Annotated in this window: 24 protein-coding genes; 14 read left to right on the top strand and 10 right to left on the bottom strand. The window is 63.2% G+C overall.

Going from position 1 to position 26157, the window contains the following annotated elements:
- Window positions 1–13: 13 nt before the first annotated feature.
- From Q9451_RS21300 to Q9451_RS21255, 10 genes are all read left to right on the top strand, one after another.
- Complete coding sequence (locus Q9451_RS21300; RefSeq protein ID WP_012271500.1) at window positions 14–4540, top strand: NEL-type E3 ubiquitin ligase domain-containing protein; 4527 nt, start codon at window positions 14–16, stop codon at window positions 4538–4540.
- A 124-nt stretch (window positions 4541–4664) separates the two neighbouring features.
- The gene (locus Q9451_RS21295) at window positions 4665–6311 is read left to right on the top strand and encodes an acyl-CoA synthetase (RefSeq protein WP_012271501.1); all 1647 of its coding nucleotides are present in this window, start codon (window positions 4665–4667) and stop codon (window positions 6309–6311) included.
- A gap of 12 nt (window positions 6312–6323) precedes the next feature.
- Window positions 6324–7091 carry an SDR family NAD(P)-dependent oxidoreductase gene (locus tag Q9451_RS21290; protein WP_012271502.1) on the top strand — a complete coding sequence of 256 codons (768 nt, stop codon included), beginning with the start codon at window positions 6324–6326 and terminating at the stop codon, window positions 7089–7091.
- An 11-nt stretch (window positions 7092–7102) separates the two neighbouring features.
- Complete coding sequence (locus tag Q9451_RS21285) at window positions 7103–8296, top strand: acetyl-CoA C-acyltransferase (protein ID WP_012271503.1); 1194 nt, start codon at window positions 7103–7105, stop codon at window positions 8294–8296.
- 8 nt (window positions 8297–8304) lie between these two features.
- Entirely contained in the window at window positions 8305–9432 is a 1128-nt protein-coding gene (locus Q9451_RS21280; RefSeq protein ID WP_060492964.1) for an acyl-CoA dehydrogenase, read from the top strand.
- A 13-nt stretch (window positions 9433–9445) separates the two neighbouring features.
- A complete protein-coding gene (locus Q9451_RS21275) occupies window positions 9446–10219 on the top strand; it encodes an enoyl-CoA hydratase (protein ID WP_012271505.1) in 774 nt (257 codons plus the stop codon).
- Between the two features lie 334 nt (window positions 10220–10553).
- Complete coding sequence (locus tag Q9451_RS21270) at window positions 10554–10958, top strand: TraR/DksA family transcriptional regulator (RefSeq protein WP_012271506.1); 405 nt, start codon at window positions 10554–10556, stop codon at window positions 10956–10958.
- 177 nt (window positions 10959–11135) lie between these two features.
- Window positions 11136–11330 carry a hypothetical protein gene (locus tag Q9451_RS21265; protein ID WP_012271507.1) on the top strand — a complete coding sequence of 65 codons (195 nt, stop codon included), beginning with the start codon at window positions 11136–11138 and terminating at the stop codon, window positions 11328–11330.
- A 345-nt stretch (window positions 11331–11675) separates the two neighbouring features.
- Window positions 11676–12146, top strand: coding sequence for a hypothetical protein (locus Q9451_RS21260; protein WP_041166445.1), 471 nt, complete (start codon window positions 11676–11678; stop codon window positions 12144–12146).
- Window positions 12143–12355, top strand: a complete 213-nt coding sequence (locus tag Q9451_RS21255) for a hypothetical protein (RefSeq protein WP_012271509.1) — start codon at window positions 12143–12145, stop codon at window positions 12353–12355. Before Q9451_RS21260 ends, Q9451_RS21255 begins: the two co-directional genes overlap by 4 nt.
- A gap of 12 nt (window positions 12356–12367) precedes the next feature.
- Here Q9451_RS21255 and Q9451_RS21250 read toward each other — a convergent pair whose 3' ends face one another.
- The 7 genes from Q9451_RS21250 to Q9451_RS21220 form a co-directional block, all read right to left on the bottom strand.
- Window positions 12368–12733 (bottom strand): Na+/H+ antiporter subunit G, encoded by a 366-nt coding sequence (locus Q9451_RS21250; RefSeq protein ID WP_012271510.1) that lies wholly within the window; start codon window positions 12731–12733, stop codon window positions 12368–12370.
- Window positions 12730–13008, bottom strand: a complete 279-nt coding sequence (locus tag Q9451_RS21245; RefSeq protein WP_003250109.1) for a K+/H+ antiporter subunit F — start codon at window positions 13006–13008, stop codon at window positions 12730–12732. The genes Q9451_RS21250 and Q9451_RS21245 overlap by 4 nt, the downstream gene beginning before the upstream one ends.
- Window positions 13005–13493, bottom strand: coding sequence for a Na+/H+ antiporter subunit E (locus Q9451_RS21240; protein ID WP_012271511.1), 489 nt, complete (start codon window positions 13491–13493; stop codon window positions 13005–13007). The genes Q9451_RS21245 and Q9451_RS21240 overlap by 4 nt, the downstream gene beginning before the upstream one ends.
- Complete coding sequence (locus Q9451_RS21235) at window positions 13490–15169, bottom strand: monovalent cation/H+ antiporter subunit D (RefSeq protein WP_012271512.1); 1680 nt, start codon at window positions 15167–15169, stop codon at window positions 13490–13492. The genes Q9451_RS21240 and Q9451_RS21235 overlap by 4 nt, the downstream gene beginning before the upstream one ends.
- Window positions 15166–15510: a Na+/H+ antiporter subunit C gene (locus tag Q9451_RS21230; RefSeq protein ID WP_003250128.1), complete on the bottom strand. Its 345-nt coding sequence runs from the start codon at window positions 15508–15510 to the stop codon at window positions 15166–15168. The genes Q9451_RS21235 and Q9451_RS21230 overlap by 4 nt, the downstream gene beginning before the upstream one ends.
- Window positions 15510–18425 carry a monovalent cation/H+ antiporter subunit A gene (locus tag Q9451_RS21225; protein ID WP_012271513.1) on the bottom strand — a complete coding sequence of 972 codons (2916 nt, stop codon included), beginning with the start codon at window positions 18423–18425 and terminating at the stop codon, window positions 15510–15512. Before Q9451_RS21225 ends, Q9451_RS21230 begins: the two co-directional genes overlap by 1 nt.
- Before the next feature lie 149 nt (window positions 18426–18574).
- Window positions 18575–19525 carry a DMT family transporter gene (locus Q9451_RS21220; protein WP_012271514.1) on the bottom strand — a complete coding sequence of 317 codons (951 nt, stop codon included), beginning with the start codon at window positions 19523–19525 and terminating at the stop codon, window positions 18575–18577.
- Window positions 19526–19610: 85 nt separating this feature from the next.
- Here Q9451_RS21220 and Q9451_RS21215 point away from each other — a divergent pair, with 85 nt between their 5' ends.
- Entirely contained in the window at window positions 19611–20174 is a 564-nt protein-coding gene (locus tag Q9451_RS21215; RefSeq protein WP_041166446.1) for an XRE family transcriptional regulator, read from the top strand.
- Window positions 20175–20223: 49 nt separating this feature from the next.
- Here Q9451_RS21215 and Q9451_RS21210 read toward each other — a convergent pair whose 3' ends face one another.
- Complete coding sequence (locus Q9451_RS21210; protein WP_012271516.1) at window positions 20224–20772, bottom strand: cysteine hydrolase family protein; 549 nt, start codon at window positions 20770–20772, stop codon at window positions 20224–20226.
- Between the two features lie 82 nt (window positions 20773–20854).
- Here Q9451_RS21210 and Q9451_RS21205 point away from each other — a divergent pair, with 82 nt between their 5' ends.
- Window positions 20855–21847: a helix-turn-helix domain-containing protein gene (locus tag Q9451_RS21205; RefSeq protein ID WP_041166447.1), complete on the top strand. Its 993-nt coding sequence runs from the start codon at window positions 20855–20857 to the stop codon at window positions 21845–21847.
- Between the two features lie 81 nt (window positions 21848–21928).
- A complete protein-coding gene (locus tag Q9451_RS21200; protein ID WP_012271518.1) occupies window positions 21929–22309 on the top strand; it encodes an antibiotic biosynthesis monooxygenase in 381 nt (126 codons plus the stop codon).
- Here the strand turns inward: Q9451_RS21200 and Q9451_RS21195 are convergent.
- Window positions 22288–23058 carry an alpha/beta fold hydrolase gene (locus tag Q9451_RS21195; RefSeq protein WP_012271519.1) on the bottom strand — a complete coding sequence of 257 codons (771 nt, stop codon included), beginning with the start codon at window positions 23056–23058 and terminating at the stop codon, window positions 22288–22290. The two genes, Q9451_RS21200 and Q9451_RS21195, sit on opposite strands and share 22 nt — an antisense overlap.
- A complete protein-coding gene (locus Q9451_RS21190; protein ID WP_012271520.1) occupies window positions 23042–24160 on the bottom strand; it encodes a DUF3182 family protein in 1119 nt (372 codons plus the stop codon). Before Q9451_RS21190 ends, Q9451_RS21195 begins: the two co-directional genes overlap by 17 nt.
- Before the next feature lie 186 nt (window positions 24161–24346).
- On the opposite strand from Q9451_RS21190, the gene Q9451_RS21185 reads away from it, so the two are divergent.
- Window positions 24347–26155, top strand: coding sequence for an aminopeptidase P family protein (locus Q9451_RS21185; protein ID WP_012271521.1), 1809 nt, complete (start codon window positions 24347–24349; stop codon window positions 26153–26155).
- The last annotated feature ends 2 nt before the right edge of the window (window positions 26156–26157 follow it).

Below are 26157 nucleotides of genomic sequence, written 5' to 3'. Positions count from 1 at the left end.
CAGGTTGGCGAGCATGCCAGCCTCATTCTTCGCTCCCGGGATTGCCATGATTTCCAGCACCTCCAACCTTGAAACCAGCCATCAGAAAGCAACTGATGATTTCATTGCCGCCAGGCTACCTGACTGGTTGAAACGGGCCAGCCAGGCCCAGATCATCGCCCTGCGCACCAGCCTCAACACACATCAGGCCAGCCAGGCCCGTTTGCGTGGGCTCACGCAGACCCTGCAACCCCTGCAGGTGTTCGCCCAACAGCATCTGCAGGGTGTGCTGGTGAAGCCACTGCCAGTAGGCATGACCCTCGCAGGGCTGGAATGGCTGCAGGTTTCACCGCGCATCGGTACCTTCCCCGGTACGCTTCAGCAGACCTATCACTACTCGGCCACCCGCCGGGATGGTTTGCTGAGGCTGATGGGTAATTTCGGCCCTGACGAATCGTTTTTCCTGGGCACCGGGCTGGTTCTCCCGGGGCGAGATGACTTGCTGACCGGCACGCCCGAGCAATTGGTTGCAGCATGCCGTGCGCTGGATGTGGGTCGGCTTTACCAGGACGAGCTGGCGCGGACGTTCAATGCCACCACCGAGGGCATCCTTGCCCAGGACAAACGTTCGGGCCTGGCATTGGCTGCGCAAGTCGCGATGCTCAAGGGTGACATCGACGAGCAGGTACAGCATGCCTTGCTGCAGGTGGTGGAGGGCGGTGGCCCCCATTCTGACACAGGCCTGCATGGTTACCCTGGCCTGCTGGAGGTGTTGGGCCAACGTGTGGCTGACGGGCTGTTCATTCGCCTGCGAGACTCTGTTGGCCAGGACCGAGGGGTGGTGCTCTACCTGCCCAGTGATCCCGTGCAGGCGCTGCGCCGTTTCGATTCCACAGAGGCCATGAACGCTGCAATGGCTGCAACGTTGCAAGAGAAGGGCTACCGAGACTACTTCACCCAGCTCATCAGCTTGCGACAGCGGGCGAGCTTCGCTGGTCTGCTGAGTGCGCGCCTCTCGGATCCACAGCCCGACCTGGCGTTGAGGGGCCCTACAGCCTTCGGGGACCTGTTCGCTGCGCTGGCTGCGCAACAGGTGCAGCGAGTCAAGGACGATGCTCGCCTGTTGCTGGTACCCACCGCGGACGCCGATGCTGCAGCGGCCCGTGCGCGTCGGGCTGCCTGGCGTGCCGCGGGCCTCGATCTGCTCAACCTGGCGGGGCTTTTCATCCCTGTCGTAGGGGCGATATTGCTTGGTCAGCTGGTGGTGCAGACGCTTGGCGAGGTTTTCGAGGGCGTCAGGGATTGGGCCCGTGGGCACCAGCACGAAGCCCTGGAGCATATGCTGGGTGTAGCTGAAACGGTGGCTGCGACGGCGTTGACCGTGGCGGGTGTGAGCGTTCTGCGCAGCGCCTTCGTCGATGGCCTGCAGCCTGTGAGCGTGGGCGGGCGGCGTGGCCTGTTGGGTTCCGATGACATTACGGCCTATGAGTCGACCCCAGGCACCATCGCCCTACGTGACGATGGGCTCTACGGCGACGAGAGCAGGCGCTGGATGCGCAGGGGCCAGCGTTACTATGAGGTACAGCGCAGCGAGCCTGAAGCCCCTTACCGCTTGTGTCACCCCAGTGGCGAAAAGGCGTATGGGCCGGCCGTGCTGCACAACGGCGAGCGTAGTTGGCGCCTGATGCAGGACCAGCCGCAGCGCTGGAGCGACGTGGCCATGATGCTCGATACCCTGTGGCCGCAGCATCCTTCCATTGACGCACAGCGGGCTGCGCAGGTGCTGCGGGTAGCCGGTGTGGATGCCGAGGAGTTGCGGGGCGTGCTGGTGGAAAACCGACCGGCGCCTGTCAACTTGCGAGAGACCTTGCGGCGCTTCGAAGCCCATGCCCGTATCGAGGCGTTTTTCACTCGTCTGGCCAGCTACTCGCTTGTCACCCAAGACAGTGCATTGCTCGCCTGGTGTGAGGCTCGTGCTGGCAGCACCAACAGCGACGTCCTGCTGCGCCAGCAAGCTGCCCTGTGGGGGCCTCTTCTCGACCACCTGAGCAGTTCGCCAGCTGGCGATGACGCTCTGCTGACGTTGATAAGGCGGGACTTTGCCGGTTTGCCGGAAGCTTATGCGCAGTCGCTGGCGGCGCAGTTCAGCGAAGGCGAGCGGTTCCTGGCAATGTCAGGTGGGCGTGTGACGCTGAATTTAGCAAGCAAGGCCCGCGCGCTGCTGCGTCTGGCCAGATTGAACCGTGCACTCGAAGGGCTTTACCTGCCCGGCAGCTACTGCAACGAAACCGGCGAACTGGCTTTCGCGCTGCTTCAGAAGGAAGTGGAAAGCAGCAACGGTGTGTCTGCCAATGCCCTTGACCTGCAATTGCGTGAAAGCGCACCGGACGGGCATTTGCTCAAGGCCGTGGGCCCCGCTGGCGTCCCCCGGATGCGTCGGGTAGTGGTGCGCAAAGACGGGCGCTTCCATCTCTATGATGGCTTGGGCCGTGCGTTGCCGTTCGGCGCTGGTGATTCGGCAAACCTGTACGACATGCTTGCCGCGGCCTTGGCACCTGAGCACCGCACGGCGCTTGGCATGGCTGAAAACGATATGGGAACGCAGCTACGTCAGAGACTGCTGGCACGACTTCCCGCTACGCACCAGGAGGTTGTCGAACTGTTGCAATGGCCAACCCAGGTGCAGTGGTTCAACCCTGGGCGACGCTTGGCTGATGGCCGGGTTGGCTATCTGCTCAGTGGCCGTGGTACGGGCGACAGCCACTCACTGCCGGCACGTGTTCGTGAGCGCTTGCGCCAGCTTTATCCAGGGCTGGATGAGGCACAGCTGGATCAGGAACAGGCACTGCTGATGAATAGGCAGCAATCCGCCTATGAGCGCATCGTAGAGCTTGAAGACGACCAAGATCAGTTGAGCCGCCACCTCAACCGCTGGGTCAGCGCAGAGCTGAGCGAAAGGCGCCAGCGGCTGCGCCAGCGATCAGCCGACGCTATTCTGCGTGCCTGGCGCTTGCAGGGCGACTGTATTTACGACCATGCAGGCATGGTGACCGGCCAGCGTCTGTCGCTGAGTGGCGTGCAGCTCAGCAGTTTGCCGGAGTTACCGGCGGCCATCGATTTCCACCGTATTACCAGCCTGCGCTTGCAGGAGTCGGCGGTTGATAGGGTGCCAGTGAGTTTCTTGTGCCCGTTTACCGCGCTGACCGAGTTGGACATGAGCCTCAACCAACTGCGCAACATTCCGCTCGGGATTGCTTATCTGCCGCAATTGCAGCGTTTGCGCCTGGCACATAACCAGATCCGCCTCAATGCCCAAGCAGTCGGTATTCTGCAGGCTCTGCCTGGCTTGTTGCATCTAGACTTGAGCTACAACCGTCTGGAAGACCTCGACCTACGCTTCAACCATCTCTCGGCCCTGACTCACCTGAACCTGCGCCACTGCCGGCTGGGGGCCTGGCCCAGCCGCATCGAACTGTGCGGCCTGCTGGTGCACTGTGATCTGCGCGACAACCAATTGCCGACGCCACCGGAAGCGGTGATTGCAATGCCCTATGCCTGGCGCCGGGGGCTTATCGTTGATCGCAACCCACTGAGGGGGGTTCAACTGCAACGCTTGTACGCGCTGGATCCCATTGAGGAGCATGGGCATCTGCCAGAGTCGATGGGCAAGGTCGACTTGCCTCATGCGCGCAGCCTGTGGCTGCAGCATATTGCCGAAAACGACCGCGCTGCGCGCGCAGTGCTATGGGACGGTCTGCTGGCCGAACCAGACAGTGCGGGTTTTTTTCGTATCCTGGCGTGGTTGGAGCATACCGCTGATTATGCTTCAGCAGTTGCCGGGGGCGGTCGGGAAGTACTTGTGCGTGATGTGTGGGCCATGCTGCAGGCGATGGACGTCAGCCCAGCGCTGCGGTTGCGCGTTTTTGAAGCGGCCAATCAACCGGTTTCCTGCTCGGACATGGTCAGCGATCGCTTCAGCCACATGAATGTACAGGTCTTGTTGGCCAAGGCTGAAGCGGACGCACAAGACCTGACGCAACGGGCGCAGCTCATGGCGTTCGGTCGGCAGCTGTACCGTCTTGACCAGGTGCAGCAGCAGGCCCGCCAGGCGATCCTGCGCCAGGGTGTCGAAGGTGAGCAGGTGGGGCGCTCTGCCTGGTCACTGGCATACCGTGTGCGCTTGCGCGAGCGTCTTGATTTGCCTGGTCAGCCATGGGCGATGCGTTACCCGAACGCTGTCGCGCTGAGCGATCAACACATCAACGATGTGGCTGCGGCTGTCCTCGCCAACGAGACGATCGAGGCGCGCACTCAAAGCCTGGTGAGTCAAGCGTTCTGGGAGACTTTTCTTGGTGAGCAGCACCGGAACTTGTTCGAGTCGCTCAGAACCGACTATCTCCAGCGCAGGGCGAACCTGCGCGCTATCCAGCCACCGCTCTCGGCTGAGCAGCTTCGTTCGCAGGTCGCGGATCTGGAGGATCAGGAGCAACGCGATAGAGAACGATTGCAGGCAGGCCTGACCGAGTCCTACTTGCGTGGCGAGAGTCGGGGCGACGGCTGACCTGCAAGGCGGCCAAACCGGTCATCGAGATTGACAGCTTTGGCCATTGCCGCCGTGCTTGAGCGGCGCGAACATCGTCGGACCGATGGTTCAACTCCAAAAACAAGAAACCAGGAGTCCGACGATGCGTGATTACGCCGAGGCCGCTCGAGCGTTCGACCTTGCGCAGGCCGCTACTGCGGCACTGCATGGCAACCTCGAAGCCCTCAATGCCTGTGTCGAATGCTGCGACCGCCATGCCGGTGGCGGCAAGCTGGCGCTGATCCACGAAGACCGGGACGGCCACACTGAGCGGTACAGTTTCGAGCAACTCAAGGTGCAGGCTGCCCGTTTTGCCAATGTACTCAAGGCGCAAGGCGTGAGTGCCGGGGACCGGGTGGCGGGTCTAATGCCCCGTACACCTGAGTTGCTTGTCACCATCCTCGCCACCTGGCGCCTGGGGGCGGTGTATCAGCCGTTGTTCACTGCGTTCGGCCCCAAGGCCATCGAGCATCGCCTTGAGCAGTCGCACGCCCGTGTCGTCGTCACCGACAGCCAAAACCGTGCCAAGCTGGACGACGTGCATGCCTGCCCGACGATCATCACGGTCAAGGCTCGCGTTGGCGAGCTGGATTTCCAACAGTGCCTTGAGCGTGCGGCAGACGACTGTGAACCGGTCATGCGCGCGGGTAACGACCCGTTCTTGCTCATGTTCACTTCAGGCACGACTGGCCCGGCCAAGCCACTGGAAGTGCCTCTGCGTGCCATCGTCGCGTTTCAAGGCTACATGCGCGACGCCATCGACCTGCGCCCCGAAGACAACTTCTGGAACCTGGCCGACCCGGGGTGGGCCTATGGCCTGTACTACGCGGTCACCGGCCCGTTGTCGCTGGGCCATGCCACCACGTTCTACGATGGCCCGTTCAGCGTCGAAAGCTGCGCGCGAGTCATCGACAAGCTTGGCATCACCAACCTGGCAGGCTCGCCCACCGCGTACCGCCTGTTGATCGCCGCCGGCAGTGCTTTTTCGGCGCCCGTCAAAGGCCGCCTGCGGGTAGTCAGCAGTGCCGGTGAGCCGCTTAACCCGGAAGTGATCCGCTGGTTTGCCGACGAGCTTGGGGTCACCATCCACGACCATTACGGCCAGACCGAACTGGGCATGGTGCTGTGCAACCACCATGGCCTGCAGCACCCGGTGCATCTGGGCTCGGCCGGCTTCGCCATCCCCGGTCATCGCATTGTCGTGCTGGACGAGCAGGGTAGCGAACTACCTGCCGGCCAGCCGGGCATCCTTGCGGTCGATCGCGAGCAGTCGCCGCTGTGCTGGTTCGGTGGTTACCACGGTTTGCCGACCAAATCGTTCGTCGGCAAGTACTACCTCAGTGGCGACACCGTCGAGCTGAACCAGGATGGCAGCATCAGTTTCGTCGGCCGTAGCGACGATGTGATCACTACCTCCGGCTACCGGGTCGGCCCATTCGATGTGGAGAGTGCGTTGATCGAGCACCCGGCGGTGATCGAGGCGGCCGTGATCGGCAAACCGGACCCGGAGCGCACCGAGCTGATCAAGGCCTTCGTGGTCTTGGCCAGCGGCGTCGCCGGCAACGCCGAGCTGGAAGAAACCTTGCGCCAGCACGTGCGCCAGCGCCTATACGCGCATGCCTACCCCAGAGAAATCGAATTCGTCAGCGAGCTGCCCAAGACCCCGAGCGGCAAGCTGCAACGCTTCATCCTGCGTAATCAGGAAGTCGCCAAACAACACGCGCAACAGGCCACCCCTGTCAGCGCCTGAAAGGAACCGATCATGCACATAGCCAACAAACACTTCATCGTCAGCGGCGCCGCTTCCGGGCTGGGTGCCGCTACTGCTCAGATGCTGGTCGAGGCCGGCGCCAAGGTCATGCTGGTCGACCTCAATGCCCAGGCCGTCGAGGCCAAGGCTCGCGAGCTGGGCGACAACGCCCGCTTCGCGGTGGCCGACATCAGCGACGAGCAGGCTGCCCAGGCGGCGGTCGATGCAGCCGTCAACGCCTTTGGCAGCTTGCATGGGCTGGTCAATTGCGCCGGCATCGTCGGTGCTGAGAAGGTGTTGGGCAAGCAGCTCCCGCATGGCCTGGGCAGCTTCGCCAAGGTCATCAACGTCAACCTGATCGGCAGCTTCAACCTGCTGCGTCTGGCTGCTGCGGCCATGGCCGAAGGGGCTGCCGACGAGGGGGGCGAACGCGGGGTGATCATCAACACTGCGTCCATTGCCGCCTATGACGGGCAGATCGGCCAGGCCGCCTACGCGGCCTCCAAGGGCGCTATCGCCAGCCTGACCTTGCCGGCCGCCCGCGAACTGGCGCGCTTCGGTATCCGTGTGATGACCATCGCCCCAGGCATCTTCGAAACACCGATGATGGCCGGGATGACTGAGGACGTGCGTGCTTCGCTGGCTGCCGGCGTGCCGTTCCCGCCGCGTCTGGGTCGCCCCCAGGAATATGCCGCACTGGCCCGTCACATCATCGAGAACAGCATGCTCAACGGCGAGGTGATCCGCCTCGACGGTGCACTGCGCATGGCTGCCAAGTAAGGAGAACGAACATGACCCTCGCCAATGACCCGATCGTTATCGTCAGCGCCGTGCGCACGCCCATGGGTGGGCTGCAGGGCGACCTCAAAAGCCTGACAGCGCCGCAACTGGGCAGCGCGGCCATTCGCGGCGCCGTGGAGCGCGCCGGCATCGACGCCGCCAGTGTCGAGCAAGTGTTGTTCGGCTGCGTGCTGCCGGCCGGGCAAGGCCAGGCCCCGGCGCGCCAGGCCGCGCTGGGCGCCGGGCTGGACAAGCACACCACCTGCACCACCCTGAACAAGATGTGTGGCTCGGGCATGCAAGCCGCGATCATGGCCCATGACTTGCTGCTGGCCGGCACTGCAGACGTGGTGGTAGCGGGGGGCATGGAAAGCATGACCAATGCCCCGTACCTGCTGGACAAAGCCCGTGGTGGTTACCGCATGGGACACGGCAAGATCATCGACCATATGTTCATGGACGGCCTGGAAGACGCCTACGACAAAGGCCGCCTGATGGGTACCTTCGCTGAAGACTGCGCTCAGGCCAACGCCTTCAGCCGCGAAGCCCAGGACCAGTTCGCCATCGCCTCGCTGACCCGTGCCCAGGACGCGATCAGCAGCGGCCGCTTTGCCGCCGAGATCGTGCCGGTGGAAGTCGCCGAGGGCAAGGAAAAACGCGTGATCAAGGATGACGAGCAGCCGCCCAAGGCGCGCTTGGACAAGATCCCGCAGCTCAAGCCGGCGTTCCGTGAAGGTGGCACCGTGACGGCGGCCAACTCCAGTTCGATTTCCGACGGCGCTGCCGCGCTGGTGCTGATGCGCCGCTCCGAAGCTGACAAGCGCGGCCTCAAGCCCCTGGCAGTCATCCATGGCCATGCTGCCTTCGCCGACGCCCCGGCGTTGTTCCCGACCGCGCCGATCGGGGCCATCGACAAACTGCTGAAACGCACCGGTTGGAACCTGGCAGAAGTCGACTTGTTCGAGATCAACGAGGCCTTTGCGGTGGTCACGCTGGCGGCCATGAAGCACCTCGACCTGCCCCACGAAAAGGTCAACATCCACGGCGGCGCCTGCGCACTCGGGCACCCGATTGGCGCTTCTGGCGCTCGCATCCTGGTAACCCTGTTGTCGGCCTTGCGCCAGAACAACCTGCGCCGAGGTGTGGCCGCCATCTGCATCGGCGGTGGCGAGGCCACGGCCATGGCTGTCGAATGCCTGTACTGAGGTGAACCATGCTGGTAACTGACGAGCAACAACAGATAGCCGATGCGGTACGTACCTTCGCCCAGGAGCGCCTGAGACCGTTCGCCGAACAATGGGACAAGGAACATCGGTTCCCGAAAGAGGCCATTGACGAAATGGCCGAGCTGGGCCTGTTCGGCATGCTGGTGCCGGAGCAGTGGGGCGGCAGCGACACCGGTTATGTGGCCTATGCCATGGCCCTGGAAGAGATCGCCGCCGGTGATGGGGCCTGCTCGACCATCATGAGCGTGCACAACTCGGTCGGTTGCGTGCCGATCCTGCGTTTCGGCACCGAGCAGCAGAAAGCACGGTTTCTCACCCCGCTGGCCAGCGGTGCGATGCTCGGCGCCTTTGCCCTGACCGAACCGCAGGCGGGCTCCGATGCCAGCAGCCTGAAGGCCCGTGCGCGTCTGGACGGTGACCACTATGTGCTCACTGGCAGCAAGCAGTTCATCACCTCCGGGCAGAACGCCGGGGTGGTGATCGTGTTTGCCGTGACCGACCCGGACGCCGGCAAGCGCGGGATCAGCGCCTTCATCGTGCCCACCGATTCGCCGGGCTACCAGGTGGCGCGGGTGGAGGACAAGCTCGGCCAGCATGCATCCGACACCTGCCAGATCGTCTTCGACAACGTGCGTGTGCCGGTGGTCAACCGCCTGGGTGCAGAAGGCGAGGGCTACAAGATAGCCTTGGCCAACCTTGAAGGTGGCCGCATCGGTATCGCCTCGCAGGCGGTTGGCATGGCCCGGGCCGCGTTCGAAGTGGCGCGCGACTACGCCAACGAGCGGCAAAGCTTCGGCAAGGCGTTGATCGAGCACCAGGCTGTGGCCTTCCGCCTGGCCGACATGGCGACGAAAATCGCCGTTGCCCGGCAGATGGTGCTGCACGCCGCCGCGCTGCGTGACGCCGGGCGCCCGGCGTTGGTGGAGGCGTCGATGGCCAAGCTTTTTGCCTCGGAAATGGCCGAAAAGGTCTGCTCGGATGCCTTGCAGACCCTGGGCGGTTATGGCTATCTGAGCGACTTCCCGCTGGAGCGGATCTACCGTGACGTTCGGGTTTGCCAGATCTACGAAGGCACCAGCGACATTCAGCGCATGGTCATTGCGCGCAATCTTTGAAGGAGCAGACTGCATGGCATTCGAAACCATCCTGTTGGACATCCACGGCAAGGTCGGCCTGATCACCCTCAACCGCCCGCAAGCCCTCAATGCGCTGAACGCGCAGATTGTCGGCGAGATCAACCAGGCCCTTGACCAGCTCGAGCGTGACCCGAATATCGGTTGCGTGGTGCTGACAGGTTCGGCCAAGGCCTTTGCCGCTGGCGCCGACATCAAGGAAATGGCCGAACTGCAATACCCGCAGATCTACGTCGACGACCTGTTCAGCGATGCTGACCGCATTGCCAACCGGCGCAAGCCGATCATCGCGGCGGTCTCCGGCTTCGCGCTGGGCGGCGGCTGCGAGTTGGCGATGATGTGTGACTTTATCCTCGCCGCCGACAACGCCAAGTTCGGTCAACCGGAAATCAACCTTGGCGTGTTGCCGGGCATGGGCGGTACCCAGCGTCTGACCCGTGCCGTGGGTAAGGCCAAGGCCATGGAACTGTGCCTGACTGGCCGCCTGATGGGGGCTGAAGAGGCTGAGAGGGCTGGCTTGGTGGCGCGAATCGTGCCGCAGGCGGAGTTGCTGGAAGAGGCGCTTAAGGTGGCTGCGACCATTGCCAGCAAATCGATCCCGGTGAGCATGATGGTCAAGGAGAGCGTTAACCGAGCGTTTGAAGTTACCCTCAGCGAGGGCGTGCGCTTTGAACGCCGGGTCTTCCATGCGGCTTTCTCCACTGAAGACCAAAAAGAAGGCATGGCCGCCTTCATCGCCAAGCGCGAGGCGCAGTTCAAGGATCGTTGATGCCAGCTGGGAATTTGGGCTGGGCCTCCAGGTGCATGCCTTGAGAGGTCTGGTCGCTGTGAGATCGAGCGCCGGGCGGGTGGCGCTCGATCTCATGGGCGCTGAAAAGGTTGTGGCGAGCCTCCCAAGACCAGCCATCCCTGCACCGACCGGCGGATTGTAAGCACTGGAAGCAAATTCGCACCCATTTGCAGTTGCTCCACGCGACGTGGCGCCTTAGACTGCCGCCCCCTGTAAAAGAGTGCCGGTTGGCGCTTGAAGAATTCCGCTGCCGATGCCAAGGCGTCGGCGGCACATGAATCGCCCAAATGCACATTTTTTCATAGAGAAATCGATGACCAAGGAACAGTTGCTGGCCATGTCGGCCGATGACTACATGAACGCCGACCAGCTGGCCTTCTTCACTGAGCTGCTGCAGGCGATGAAAGTCGAAACCCATGAACGCATCGAGCTCAGCCGCACCACCATCGAAGGCCTTGACACCCCGTCGGACCCTGCCGACGTGGCTTCGGTCGAAGAAGAACGTAGCTGGCTGGTAAATGCCATCGACCGCGACCAACGCCTGCTGCCACAGCTGGAAATGGCCCTGGACCGCATTACCGACGAAAGCTTCGGCTGGTGCGATGACAGTGGTGAGCCAATCGGCCTGAAGCGCCTGCTGATCAGCCCGACCACCAAGTACTGCATCGAAGCCCAGGAGCGCCACGAGCAGCTCGACCGCCACCAGCGCCAGGTATAACCCGCGCCAGGTGCAAAGCCCCACGGAGCGATCCCTGGGGCTTTTTGCGCTTGTCGTCGCCGCCGTTTTTGTTGCGCCATAAGAAACACTGCTGTACTGGCATGCGCTGTTTTCTCTTCGCAGGCAGGCGTATCATGGCCTTATCGTTAGGGTGCTAATTAAATTCCGGAGGGAATGATGAATAGCCGAGTCGATGTAGCCGTGATGATTGGTTCGGGTGTGCCGGCCACCCTGCAGGCACTGGGTAAGCGCATTTGCTGGGTGGTGCTGGTCAATGGCGAGCGCCGTGGCACCGCGTTTGCCACGCGTGAAGAAGCGCTGGAGTGCCAGGCTGCCTGGCAGCAGCAGCTGAAGAAGGGGTTGGCAGCCTGAAAATGTTTATTGCCTCTCGACGTGTTTCAGTGTTTTCGGGCATATTTGTCCTACAGTAATGCGCACATGGATGCCAGGGCTTGTTTTCTTGCAGGCTCACTCCCATGGTTGCGTTTTCTGGCGAGTGATCTCAGGCATCACACTTCCCTAACCGGGGATGAGCCAAACGCCTTCGGTTGAAGGCGAATCTGGCAGACCAGAGTAAAGATTCCTGCACGCTGCATCGTCAGCGAGCACAGACATTTCGCATATCGCTTTATTACTCTTTTCGCCTATCGATAAGAAGTGGCCGTGCCTCCCCGAGCTTGGGAGAGGGCGGGTTGTAACCGGTTGAGGATTACTTCATTGGCAGTCAGCACACTTGATACTCATGCGTTGTTCGCCTTGGGCGACTTGCGCGGTAAATTGGCCCAACTGTTCCAGGGTCGCTTCATCTATGTCACCGAACAGAATCCCGAAGGCCTGTACATGGCCGAAATCGACACCGAAAGTGCACTGGTGGTCGATGACAAACAGCGCCTTGAGCTGAAAGTCGGCGACCACTTCCGCGCTGCCGTATTGCCCAGCCGCGAAGGCGGCAAGCTGGAAATGCGCTTTCGCGAAATAAAGTTGAATGTGTATGGCGTGGGCGATTACGCCTTCGTTTCGGTGCCGGAAGGCGATGGAATCGTGTTTCGGGAAGGGCATGGCGTGATGCTGGTGTTCGCCGCGCAGCAACAAGTGCAGGAAGGCCTGGGCAAGTTGCTCAAAGCGGTGACCGGCAAAGTTGCCAAGTGGCGCAAGGGTGAACTGACCACGTTCAAGGCCAGTGAATGACCGACGCTGACGCCGGTCCTGCCTCGCGGTCCGAGTTTCATCGGCAGCACCAAGCACATGCCGTGGCCGAGGCCGAACGCATGCTGGCCAAGCGCGAGGAGCTGAAAGGCACCTGGTTGAACTGGGTGGCGGCTGAGCTCTATGGCCTCAGCCCGCCGCCATATGCCGCCATGGTTCGGCGCGAGTTGCAGCGCCTCAGCCAAGGCTGAGGCGGCAACCCTTCAGTTACCTCGGTCGCTGCCGCTGCTGACCTCTTCAGGGACCGGCTCTTTCGACATGCGCTTGCGGAACAGCGCCGCCCGCGCCAGCAGTAGCGTGGTGACCGGCACGGTGATCGACAGCAGTATCGGGATCAGCCAGGCATGCAGCACCGGGGCGTCCTTGAGCCACGAGAAATAGATGATCGAGGCCAGTGCCACGCACCAGGCGCCAATGGTCGAGGCCAGTGCGGGCGGGTGCATGCGTTGGAAGTAGTCTTTCAGGCGCACCAGGCCTATCGCACCGATCAGGGCGAACAGGCTGCCGGTCAGCAGCAGCGCGGCAGTGACCAGTTCCAGCCAAAACGGCAGTACCAGGGTTTCAGTCATTCGATCACCTCACCGCGCAGCAGGAACTTGGCCAGGGCAAACGAGCCGACGAAGCCGAACAGCGCAATCAGCAGGGCACCCTCGAAATAGGTGTCACTGGCATAGCGGATACCCAGCACCAGCATGGTCAGCATGGCCAGGATGTACAGGTAGTCCAGCGCCAGCACACGGTCCTGGGCGGATGGGCCACGGAACAGCCGGATCAGCGCCAGGCCCATGGCCAGGGCGAAGATGAACAGGCTGGCGAGAACAGCATTGGCGAGCAGGCCTGTCATTGGAAAATCTCCATCAGCGGGCGTTCGTAGGTGTCCTTGAAGTGTTGGATGAAGGCCGCTTCATCCTCCAGGTCGAACACGTGCAGCAGCAAGACACTGCGGTCCAGCGCCAGTTCGGACCAGACGGTGCCCGGTACCACCGTGGTAATCATCGACAGCGCTGCCAGGCCGTGCGCGTCGCGCAGTGCCAGCGGTATGTGGACGAACGCGGAGCGTGGAGGCTGCTTGCCGGCACGCAGCACGCCACGAGCAACCAGCAGGTTGGAGATGATTACATCCAGGCCGACCCGGGCGATCAGCCTGGCGATGACCAGTGGCCGGCGTACGTGGGCATGCTGCGGACGCAGGGGCGCCATCAGCAGCGGCGCCAGCACGCCGAGTGCGGCGCCTAGCAGCAGGTTGCCAGGGCTTACCGAGAGGTTCAGCAACAGCCACAGGCCGAACAGCGAGACCGACAGCAGTGGGGCGGGGAACAGTCGGTTCATGGCTGCACCTGTACGTCGAGCGTGGTGGGGCCAGGAATCGGCCGGGCGGCCATCACGGCTTCGATATAGGCGTCCGGGGCCTGCAGGCTGGCAGCTGTGTCCTGGGTGTAGCGCAGCAACGGCTCGGCCTTGAGGCTGAGTATGATGCACAGGCCGAGCAGGATGACGATCGGCAGGCACTCATAGCGGCGCAGTACCGGCGAGGGCCGTTCTTCGGGTTTCCAGAAACGCTGGATGCCAACGCGGCCGAAGGCGATCAGCGAAGCCAAACCGGAGAGGATCAGCAAGGCCACGAGACCCCAGCCGGCCACACTCAGCGGCTGTTCGGCGGGCACGCCGAGGCCCAGTGGGTTGAATAGCGCGCTGATAAGGTTGAGCTTGGCGACAAAACCCGACAGCGGCGGCATGCCGATGATCAGCAGCGCACAAGCGATGAAGCTGAGGCCAAGGAAGGCCATGGTCCACGGGATGATCTGGCCGATCACCGCCTTCTGCTCATCGTCGAGGTTGATGCCTTTGGGCGGGTGCAGCGATTCCAGCGGTGGGGGCATGGCGTCTTCTTCTTCGTCCAGCGGTGCTTCATTGGCCGAGCGCGAACGCTCGACCAGTTCAGCGAGCAGGAACAGTGCGCACAGCGCGAGGGTCGAATTGACCAGATAGAACAACGCCGCGCCGGTCAGCGCCGACTGGGCAAAGCCGACGGCGCCGAGCAGGGTGCCGGCCGAGACCAGTATGCTCAGGGCCGCCATGCGCTCCAGGCGCTGTGCGGCAAGGATCGATACTGCTGCCACCGCCAGAGTGACCAGGCCGCCGTACACCAGCCACTCGCCGCCGAAATGCGCCGAGGCTCCGGCCTGCCCGGAGAACAGCAGCGTCCACAGGCGCAGCACGGCGTACAGGCCGACTTTGGTCATGATGGCGAACAGCGCAGCCACCGGCGCACTGGCCGAGGCGTAGGCTGGCACCAGCCAGAAGTTCAGCGGCCAGATACCGGCCTTGACCAGGAAGGCCATGGCCAGGATTGCCGCGCCGGCATGCAGCAGGCCACGGTCGGCCTCCGGTACCAGTGGAATCTTCAGTGCCAGATCGGCCATGTTCAAGGTACCGGTCACGCCATACAGCATTGCTGCGCCGATCAGGAACAACGATGAGGCGAACAGGTTGATGGCGATGTAGTGCAGGCCGGCGCGCACCCGAGCGCGACCCGAGCCATGCAGCAGCAGGCCATAGGAGGCGGCCAGCAGCACTTCGAAGAACACGAACAGGTTGAACAGGTCGGCGGTGAGGAAGGCCCCGTACAGGCCCATCAGCTGGATCTGGAACAGCGCATGGAAGCTGGCCCCGGCGCCGTCCCAGCGGGCACGGGCAAACAGTAGCGCACTGAAACCGATCACCCCGGTCAGGGTCAGCAAGAGCGCAGACAAGTGGTCCACCACCAGCACGATGCCGAATGGCGCCGGCCAGTTACCCGGCAGGTACACGCCTATCGACTCTGCCTGGCCCTGGGTCCGCACCCACAGCAGCAGAGAGACCGCGATGACCAGGCCGGCGAAGGTTGACAGCAGGTTCAGCCTGGCCTTGATATGCCTGTGCTTTTCACCCAGCAGCAACATCACCGATGCAGTAATCAGCGGCAGCAGAATGGGGGCGACGATCAGTTGACTCATGCCACTCATTCGTCACGCTCCCGGCCATCCACGTGGTCGGTACCAGTCAGGCCACGCGAGGCCAGCAGCACCACCAGAAACAGCGCAGTCATGGCGAAACTGATGACGATGGCGGTTAACACCAGCGCCTGCGGCAGTGGGTCGGTGTAATGCAGCAGGTCCTGAGTGACGCCGTCCTTGATGATCGGCTCCTTGCCAATGAACAGGCTGCCCATGCTGAAAATGAACAGGTTGACCCCGTAAGACAGCAGGCACAGGCCCATGATTACCTGGTAGGTACGCGGGCGCAGGATCAGCCACACCCCCGAGGCGGCCAGCACGCCGATGGCGACTGCAATCACTTCTTCCATCAGGCGGCTCCTGCTTGGCTGGTTTTCGCCGGGTTGCCCGGGCGGTAGGCGCGCACCGACTGGTGCGCCAGGGCCGTGAGGATCAACAGCGTCGAGCCGACCACCACGGTGTACACGCCGACATCGAAGAACAGCGCGCTGGCCACGTGCACGTCACCGAGCAACGGCAGGTGCAGGTGGGCGGTATGAGTGGTGAGGAACGGATAGCCAAGCAACATGGCACCGACCCCAGTCAGGGTCGCGCACAGCAGCCCGGTGCCCATCCAGCGCAGCGGCCGCAGGCTCATCTGTGCTTCGACCCACTGGGTGCCGGCCACCATGTACTGCAGGATGAACGCCACCGACATCACCAGGCCGGCGACAAAGCCACCGCCCGGCTGGTTGTGCCCGCGCATGAACAAGTACATCGACACCAGCAGGGCGATTGGCAGCAGCAGGCGCACCAGTACCGCCGGCACCATCATGAAACCGAGTGCGGTGTCGGTGGCGTGCCGCGGGTTGATCAGGTCGGTGACCACGTCGGGCGCCAGCTGGCGCTGCTGCGCCGGCAGTTGCATGCTCTCCTTCGGTGGGCGGAAGCGCCGCAGCAGGGCGAACACGGTCAGCGCCACGGCCACCAGCACGGTAATTTCACCGAGGGTATCGAAGCCGCGGAAGTCGACCAGCATGACATTGACCACATTGGTACCACCGCCCTGAGGCAGCGCCCGACTCAGGTAGAACGAGGAAATATCGTTGGGCGTCGGCCGGGTCAGCATCGCGTAGGACAGCACGGCCATGCCGCCCCCTACCAGCACCGCCAGCAGCAGGTCGCGCAGGCGGCGCATGCGCGCGCGCTCCAGGCTGCCGGGCAGCGGCGACACACCTTCGATCCGCCGCGGCAACCAGCGCAAGCCGAGCAAGATCAGCACAGTAGTCACCACTTCCACCACCAACTGGGTCAGGGCCAGATCGGGCGCGGAGAACCAGACGAAGGTGATGCAGGTCATCAAGCCGCAGACGCTGACCATGATCAGTGCTGCCAGACGGTGGTATTTGGCCTGGTAGGCGGCGCCGATGGCGCAGGCAATGGCGATCAGCCACAGGGCGACGAACACACCCGAGCCCGGAATCTTCGGCCGGTCGCCCCAGCTCAGGCCGCTGTAGAGCATGGGCGTGAGGCCAGCAAGAAACGCGGCGACGACCAGCATGAACAGCTGCGACTGCAGGCGACGGGTGGTGAACAGGCGCTCGATGCGACGTGCCAGCAGCATCAGGTGCACTTGGCCGTGCTCGAACAGGCGCTTGCCGTTGAAGCGCTCGATCAGCGGTGGGTAGGGGAAGCGGCCCAGGCGCAGCTGCTTGCGCAGCAGCAGGTACAGGACGATGCCGCCGCTCATGGCCACCAGGCTCATGATCAGCGGTGCGTTCCAGCCATGCCAGATGGCCAGGCTGTATTCCGGCAGTGTGCCGCCTACTACCGGCAGGGCCGCAGCGGCCAGCAGCGGGCCGACCGACTGAGCAGGGAAGATGCCCACTACCAGGCAGGTGAGCACCAGCAGCTCGACCGGCGCACGCATCCAGCGTGGCGGCTCGTGCGGGGTATGGGGCAGGTCCTGGGCTGGCGGCCCGAAGAACACATCGACCGTGAAGCGCAGGGCATAAGCCACGCTGAAGGTACCGGCCAGGGTGGCGATCACCGGCAACGTCGTTTCGACCCAGGCGGTGGAGCTGATGAATACGGTTTCGGCGAAGAACATTTCTTTCGACAGGAAGCCGTTCATCAACGGGACGCCGGCCATCGAGGCGCTGGCCACCATGGCCAGGGTGGCGGTGTATGGCACCAGGCGGATCAGGCCACTGAGGCGGCGGATGTCACGCGTACCGCTTTCGTGGTCGATGATACCGGCGGCCATGAACAGGGAGGCTTTGAAGGTGGCATGGTTGAGAATGTGGAACACGGCGGCAACGGCCGCCAGCGGGCTGTTCAGACCTAGCAGCAGGGTAATGAGGCCCAGGTGGCTGATGGTCGAATAGGCCAGCAGGCCCTTGAGGTCGTTCTGGAACATGGCGGCGAAAGCGCCGAGCAGCAGAGTGAGGGCGCCGGCGCCGCCGACGATCCAGAACCACTCATCGCTGCCCGACAGCACCGGCCAGAAGCGCGCCAGCAGGAACACGCCCGCCTTGACCATGGTGGCGGAGTGCAGATAGGCCGATACCGGGGTGGGCGCTGCCATGGCGTGGGGCAGCCAGAAATGGAAGGGGAACTGTGCGCTCTTGCTCAGGGCGCCGATGAGGATCAGGGGCAGCAGCACCGGGTACAGCGCATGCTGGCGGATGGTGTCGCCGGCAGCCAGGACCTTGTCCAGGTCGTAGCTGCCGACCACATGGCCTAGCAGCAGGGCCCCTACCAACAGGCACAAACCGCCCGCGCCGGTGACCATCAGCGCCATGTAGGCGCCGCGGCGGGCGTCGGCGCGGTGGTGCCAGTAGCCGATGAGCAGGAAGGAGAACAGGCTGGTGAGTTCCCAGAAGAACACCAGCTGGATCAGGTTGCCGGAGATCACCAGGCCGAGCATGGCGCCCATGAAGGCCAGGAAGAAGGCGAAGAAACGCGGTACCGGGTCTTGCGGCGACATGTAGTAGCGGGCATACAGCGACACCAGCGTACCAATGCCCAGCACCAGCAACGAGAACAGCCAGGCAAAGCCGTCCATGCGCAGCACCAGGTTCAACCCCAGGCTGGGCAGCCACAGGAATTCTTCGCGAATTACGCCACCGTGGGCAATCTGAGGGTACAGAAGTGCTACCTGGACGGTACCGACCAGGGCTACGAGCCCGGCAAGAATGGACTCGGCGTTACGTGCGTTGTGCGGCAGCACGGCTGCCAGGCAACTGCCCACGAACGGCAGAAGCAGTAGCACTATCAAAGACATAGCGGCCTATTCTGGAGAAGTTTGCAAAGATCATACGTGCCGAGTGGATGATCACCAACACGCAAGCTGTCGCAGAATCCTACAAACAGGCTGTGACAAGCTGTTTTTTTATAACAGTTTTTTACAAAGCATAGTCGTAGTTGGCGGCTTTACAGCCCTGCCTGGCGCTCGCCTGAATTTTGCACGTCCTGTGCGGCATCGGCTTCGCGCGGGCGGCGCACCTTGAGTTCGCTGACCACCACCGCGATCACGATCAGCAAGCCGCCAAGCAGCGCCACGCCCGGCAGGCGCTCGCCGGCTAGGCGCCCGACGATACCGGCCCACACCGGTTCACCGGCATAGATGAGGGTCGCGCGGGTGGGGGAGACCGACTTTTGCGCCCAGTTCATTGCCACCTGAATGACTGCGCTCATGGCGCCCAGGCCCACTGCGCTGGTCAGCAGCAGCCAGGAGAAGTCGGGGATGCGCTCCTGGGTCGGCACGATCATCAGGAACGCTAGCAGTGAAGCAGTCGCCAGTTGCACGACGGTGACCCGTCGCACATCGACCTGGCCTGCATAGCGGCTGATCAGGATGATTTCGCCTGCAATGGCCACCGCGCTGACCAAGGTGACCAGTTCGCCTTCGCTGAAGTGCAGGCTGCCGCCTTCGGGCCCGGCCAGCAGCATCAGGCCGATGAACGCCAGGCAAATGCCGATGCTGGGCATCAGGCCAGGCCGCCGGCCCAGCACCAGCCACTGCAGCAGCGGCACGAACGGCACGTAAAGTGCGGTGATGAACGCCGACTGGCTGCTGCTGATGGTTTGCAGGCCCATGGTCTGCAAGCCGTAGCCGAGCATTATCGACACACCGATCAGCATGCCGGCCTTCAGTTCGGTAAAGGTCAGCCCAGGCAGCGCTCGTGCCGACACCACGGCTACGAACAGCGCGGCTGCCGCAAAGCGCAGGCCGACGAAGAACATCGGGCCGCTGACGGTCATCACGTTGTGCACCAGCAGGAAGGTGCCGCCCCACAACATGGTGATGAACACCAGCACCAGTTCGGCCTTGCTCAGGCGAAAGGTAACGGTGGAGGTCGACTTGCTGCTGGGCTGGCTCATGGTCTTGCACACTCGGCGGGGGGCGGCGCACAATCGCCGCAAAAGTGGGCAGTATACTGCGCAATCTTGACCAGTGAGCAATATAGTGCACAAAGATTCTTTGCACCGGGCATCGGTGCTGCAACATGTCAGCCTCAATGTGCGCAGCCTGCGCAACGCTGCCGGAATGAGCCAGACGGCGCTTGCCGAGCGCTCCGGGGTCAGCCGCCGCATGCTGGTAGCGATCGAGGCGGGCGAGAAGAATGTCAGCTTGACCACCCTGGACTTGATCGCTGAAGCCTTGGGCGTGGCCTTCAGTACCCTGATCCAGGCGCCAGACCTGCGCGACCCCGGGCGCATCGAAGAGCTGGCCTGGGCTGGCGAACATCCGCAGAGCAGGGCGGTGTTGCTTGGCACCAGTGCGGCACGGCGCGAGGTGGAGCTGTGGGAGTGGACCCTCGCACCGGGCGAGTGCTATTCCAGCGAGGCTGATGCCGAAGGCTGGAGCGAGCAGATTTATGTGGCCGAAGGGCAATTGACGCTGATCATCGAAGATGTCGAGCATCGCTTGCAGGTGGGGCAGTTCCACGTGTTCCCCAGCAATTGCCGGTATGCCTACCGTAACGATGGCGCGGTGGCGGTGCGGTTTGTGCGCAATGTGGTGATTTGAGCTTGCAGCTTTAGGGGCTGCACAGCAGCCCCCAAAGCTCTCGAGCTGATCAATCTTTCAGCAGTTCTTCGGTCTTCACCACCTTGGCGTAGGCAAACGCCAACGCCGCCATCGCCGAATCATGCACCTGCGCCGCCGGCACCTGCTTGCCGTCGAATTCCAGTGGTAGGGTCGCGCAGGCATCGTGCGCCACGGTCACCGTATAGCCCAAATCTGCCGCGGCGCGGGTAGCGGCGTCGATGCACATGTGGCTCATGCTGCCGGCAATGGTCAGGGCCTCGACACCATGCCGGTCCAGCGTGTGCTCAAGCTCGGTGCCTAGGAAGGCATTGACCTTGTGCTTGAGCACCACCGGCTCGCCTTTTACCGGCGCGACCTTGGAGTGGATTGCCGCACCCTGCGAGCCTGGGGCGAAGAATGGCGCATCGGCGCTGTCGAACTCATGCCGCACGTGCACCACCAGGTCGCCACGCTGGCGCGCTGCTGCCAACAAGCGTGCAGCGTTGTCGGCCGCCTGGTCGGCGCCATCAAGTGTCCACTTGCCGCCCGGGAAGTAGTCGTTCTGGATGTCGATGATGATCAGTGCCTGCTTGCTCATGCTGCCTCCTGTGGCAGTAGTCGTGGATAGACGTTAGTTATAGGCTGTGTGCACTGACATGAGGATTGGCGCGAACGACACTATGCGGGCAAAAACTGACACCCCAGCCAGCCTGGACATCGGTCTGCTGCTGTACCCCGGCGTGCAGCGCGCCGCCGTGCATGGGCTGGCCGACCTGTTCCTGGTGGCCAACCGGGTTGCGGCCGAGCTGGGTGGCGTTGGGTTGCCGACTATTCGCGTCAGCTTCTGGCAGGCAGATGAATTGGGACGATTGCTGCCTGCCCCGGATAGCCCGGCTGATGCCGGGCTGGGCTTGCGCGTTTTGATCATTCCGCCGAGCCTGGAGTCGGCTCCGCAAGCCGAGCTGCTCGAACGTCACCGCGCGTTGCTGTGCCAACTGCACGTGCAGGGTACGGTGCTGGCGTCAGTATGTATCGGGGTGTTTTTCATTGCCGCCAGCGGCCTGCTGGACGGGCGCCCGGCCTGCACCCACTGGAACTATGTACAGGCGCTTGCACAGCGCTTCCCCAAGGTGCGGGTAGAGGCCCAGCAGCCGTTGCTGGATGACGGGGACATCGTGACCTCGGCCGGGCTCATGGCCTGGACCGACTTGGGCTTGCGCCTGCTGGAGCGCTTTCTGGGGGCTACGGTGGCACGGGAGACCGCCCGCTATCTGGCCGTCGATCCGGTCACGGCGACGCTGCCCGGGGCTGTATTCAGCCCGCGCCTGGATCACGGTGACGAGGCCGTGCTGAAAGTACAACACTGGTTGCAGGGCAATGGTGGGCAGGATGCCGACCTGGCCGCGATGGCTGCCTGCGCGGGGCTGGAGGCGCGGACCTTCTTGCGGCGATTTCGTGCTGCTACCGGGCTACGCCCGACCGAGTACTGCCAGCAGGTCAGGGTAGGGCGGGCGTGCCGTTTGCTGGAGTTTACCCGGCGCAACGTCGAACAGATCGCCTGGGGTGTGGGCTACCAGGATCCGGGCGCCTTCCGCAAGGTGTTCCAACGCGTCACCGGCTTTACCCCGAGCGACTATCGGCGGCGGTTTGCGGTGTCCGATCAGGGTATGTAGAAACCACTTGACCTTGACTTTGCTTGAGGTTTTACCCTGCTCGGCATCGCGCTGCATGCGTCCTTATCCAGGAGACCGTCGATGTCGGCAAACGCTCATGCCTTGTGGTTCACCCAGATGATCGAATATGAAGTGCCCAGCGTGTGCCAGCACGCACTGGCCCAGGCCCTGGTGGCGCGTAGCGAAGTGTTGGCCACGCGTTGCGAAGGCTTGCAGGGTGTGAGCATCCAGGCCAGTGACGATGGCAGCCGGGTGTTGCAGTACCTGCAATGGCAGTCACGCCAGGCCTGGGCGGAGGCGGCAGTGCACTTCGTCGAAGAATCGTTCCTTGACCTGCTGGGGCAGCATCAGGCCCGGGGCGTCAACTTCGCCGCCTACCAGGCCCTGCGCAGCCTGGTGCGCGGCACGGATGGCGGCCTGCATTGCCAGGTAGGCGAGCCTCAGGCATACCACGGTGCATAGTGCGGGTAGCGGTCCAGACGGGCACCGATGACCATTTCGCCGATCCATGCCGCCAGGATCGAGCTGTAGGCTTTCTGGCTTTCTTCGCTGGACAGTGCGTGGTCGGCGCCGTCGACGATGCGATGGGTGAGCGAGTGGGCACTGACGAACGCCGAGCGGTAGCTCATCAGTGTGCTGTGCGGTACGTAGTCGTCCTGCTCGGACTCCACCAGCAGTACATCCCCGCTGAATTCGGCGCAGGCGGCCAGCGCGCGGTTGTCCGCCGGGCCGAGCGGGCGTCGGCGGTAGTCGTTCAGGCGTTGACGGTCGAGCGTTTGCTTGGGGCTGCCCCATTCATCGTCCCAATACATGGCAGGTACCCGCAGGGCCAGCCATCTGACTGACCGTTCGCGGGTCAGCAGGGTGGCCAGGTAACCGCCATAGCTGCTGCCGATGATGGCGATGGCGCTGCTATCGACGGCCGGGTGACTGACCAGTCGATCGTAGGCCGCCAGCAAGTCCTGCAAGTTTTGCTCACGTGTGACCGTGAGGCGCTGGCTCTCGGTTTTTTCGTGGCCGCGCAGGTCGAACGTCATGCACACGCAACCCAGCCCGGTAATATGCCGGGCGCGGGCGAGGTCGCGTTGCTGGCTGCCGCCCCAGCCGTGGACGAAGAGAATACCTGGCATCTTGCTGCCCGGGCTGACCAGGGTGCCGACGATGCGATCATTTTCGACCTGCAGTTCAACGGTTTCACTCTGAATGGTCATGTTCGCGAATCCGCGCAAATTTGCTGAGTTGTCCGAGTTCACTGTCGTTTCCTTGGTAGAAGAGGGTGGCGTCAGTGGGCAGGTCGGGGGTGCCGAACACTTCATGGGTAGAGGCTCGCACCCGCTGTAATGCCGGGTCATCGGCAAAAGCCTGCAGGGCCAACAGCTCGGCGCTGCTGGCACCGCCCAGGCGCCAGGATTGTTCGAGTACGCCGCTGCGCAGGTGGCCCTGCGAATCGAGGCCGCGGGCGATGTCGTAGTTGCGCCGGGAGGCAATGAAACCAGGGAAGTGCTGCTCGGCAGCCTGCTCGTAGGTGATGGCCTGGTTGATGGCCAGTCGCAGGTGCTCTTCCATGGGGAGCTGGAGGAGTGCCTGGTAGTCGCCGCGTACCACCACCAGGTCGGAACCTCCGTACACCTCGGTGCCTTGATGGTCGCGGGTCAGTTGTTGAGTGCCGTGATAGCTGCAGGTCAGGCCGGCGACGCGCACCTGGCCGACGCTGAAGGTTTGCACGTCGCTCAAGTCCTCTTCGAGTACCAGCCCCCACCGTGCCAACTGCTGGTCGTCCATGGCGGCCAGCAGGGGCTCCAGCGCGTCTGCCAGGGTGATGACTTGCTGCCCGCGCCCTGCGCAGGCCAACACGGGCTTGACCCGCACGGGGCCGTCGAGCAGCAGTAGCTGTGCAGCAGTGCGCGCATCGGCTTTGCTGAATACGGTATAGCCGCGCAGCAAGGCGTCACTGGCCTGCCGGGCGAAGTCATCGGTCCAGCCCGGCGGAAAACTGGCCCCGGCCGGTAGCGGGTGAGAGATCGCCTTGGTTGCCATGTAGGGCTGGTCGACCAGCCCGCCAAACAGATCCTGCTCGCTGCGGATACCTCTAGCGGCCTGACGTCTGGCGTCGATCAGGGTTTCGGTGGGCAGGTAGTAGTAGCCATCGACGGCGGTTGCTGAGGGGGTGGGTTTCACGTGCGGGCAGCCCAGCAGGCCGGCCAGGCCATCGGCAAGCTTGAGGTGCACGGCATGCTCATGTTCGGGGGTGTGATCGCGGGTATCGAGCAGCACCACGCCGGCTTTCGGTTCGCTGGCACTGGGCATGGTCATTTGCCTGTGTGCAATGAATGTACTGTGTGTGAAGCCGGTGCCTTGGGTAAGTTCAGCAAAACTGGATCGGTGGTCCAGGCCCAGCTGTAGGAAGTGTCCTGTTTGTGCAGCGGCGATTGCAGGGCTCTGGCGGCTGTTCCATTATCGGTGTATTGGATCAATTCTGATGTAACCGCAGGAGAGCGCATGAACGTCCAGACCACCCTTGAGCAAAGCGTGCCACAGCGACTGGCGCACGTGCGCGAGGCCATGGCGGCAGGGGGCATCGATGCCTTGCTGGTACCCTCGGCCGACCCTCACCTTTCCGAATACCTGCCCGGTCACTGGCAGGGGCGCCAGTGGCTGTCGGGGTTCCATGGCTCGGTCGGTACGCTGGTGGTCACCTCTGGGTTCGCCGGGCTGTGGGTCGATAGCCGCTACTGGGAGCAGGCGGATCACGAGCTGGCGGGCAGCGGCATCGAACTGATGAAACTGTTGCCAGGCAAGCCAGGGGCGCTGGAGTGGCTGGGTGATAACGTCAAGCCCAACGGTAGCGTCGCGGTAGATGGTGCGGTCATGGCTCTGGCTTCGGCGCGCCAGCTAGGTGAGCGGCTGAAGGCACGTGGGGCGCGGCTGGTGACCGACAAGGACCTGCTGGCCCAGGTCTGGGACGGGCGCCCGGCGCTCCCAGCCAACCCTGTGTACCAGCACTTGCCGCCACATGCCACGGTGAGCCGGGCGGAAAAGCTCGCGCAACTGCGCCAGGGCATCCAGGACAAGGGGGCCGACTGGCACTTTATCGCAACCCTCGATGACATTGCCTGGTTGTTCAACCTGCGCGGTAGCGATGTCTCCTACAACCCGGTTTTCCTGGCCTTTGCCTTGATCAACCAGCAGCAGGCCATTTTGTTCGTAGGCCAGGACAAGGTGGATGCGCACCTGCGCCAGGTGCTGGCGGTCGACGGCATCGAGGTGCGCGACTATAGCGAGGCAGGCAAGGCCCTTGCCGCTGTTGCGGCGGGTGGGCGGTTGCTGGTGGATCCTGCCCGTGTCACCTGCGGCCTGTTGGCCAACCTGGCGGCAGAGGTGGTGCTGGTCGAGGGGCTAAACCCCACCACGCTGAGCAAGTCCTGCAAAGGCGGCGATGACTTGGTGCATATCCGCCAGGTCATGGAGCAAGACGGCGCAGCCTTGTGCGAGTTCTTTGCCTGGTTCGAGGCGAACCTTGGGCGAGAGGTTGTCACTGAGCTTACAGTTGACGAGCAATTGAGTGCCGCACGTGCCCGGCGCCCGAATTTCGTGTCGCTGAGCTTCTCGACCATTGCCGCCTTCAATGGCAATGGCGCCATGCCGCATTACCGTGCCACCGAGCAGTCGCATGCGGTCATCGAAGGTGATGGCTTGCTGCTGATCGACTCGGGTGGGCAATACCTGGGCGGCACCACCGACATCACCCGCATGGTGCCAGTCGGTAACCCCAGCCATGCACAGAAGCAGGACTGCACGCGGGTACTGAAGGGCATGATTGCCCTATCGCGTGCCACGTTCCCGCGGGGGGTACTGTCGCCGTTGCTCGACGCTATCGCCCGGGCGCCGATCTGGGCTGACCAGGTCGACTATGGCCATGGCACCGGGCACGGGGTGGGCTACTTCATGAACGTACACGAAGGGCCGCAAGTAATTGCCTATCAGGCAGTGGCTGCACCGCAGACGGCGATGCAAGCGGGCATGATCAGCTCGATCGAGCCGGGTACGTACCGGCCGGGGCAGTGGGGGGTACGTATCGAGAACCTGGTGGTCAACCGCGAAGCGGGCAGGAGTGCGTTCGGCGATTTCCTGTGCTTCGAGACCTTGACCCTGTGCCCGATCGATACCCGCTGTCTGCTGCCCGCGCTGCTGGTAAAGGAAGAGGTGGAGTGGCTGAACGGCTATCATGCCAATGTGCGAGAGCGCCTTGCGCCTCTACTCAAGGGTGATGCACTGGCCTGGCTGGAGGCACGTACTGCGCCGCTGTAAGG

Source organism: Pseudomonas sp. NY8896 (assembly GCF_039634505.1).
Note: the sequence above shows the minus strand (reverse complement) of the source record. Positions and strands in the feature narration are given on the sequence as shown.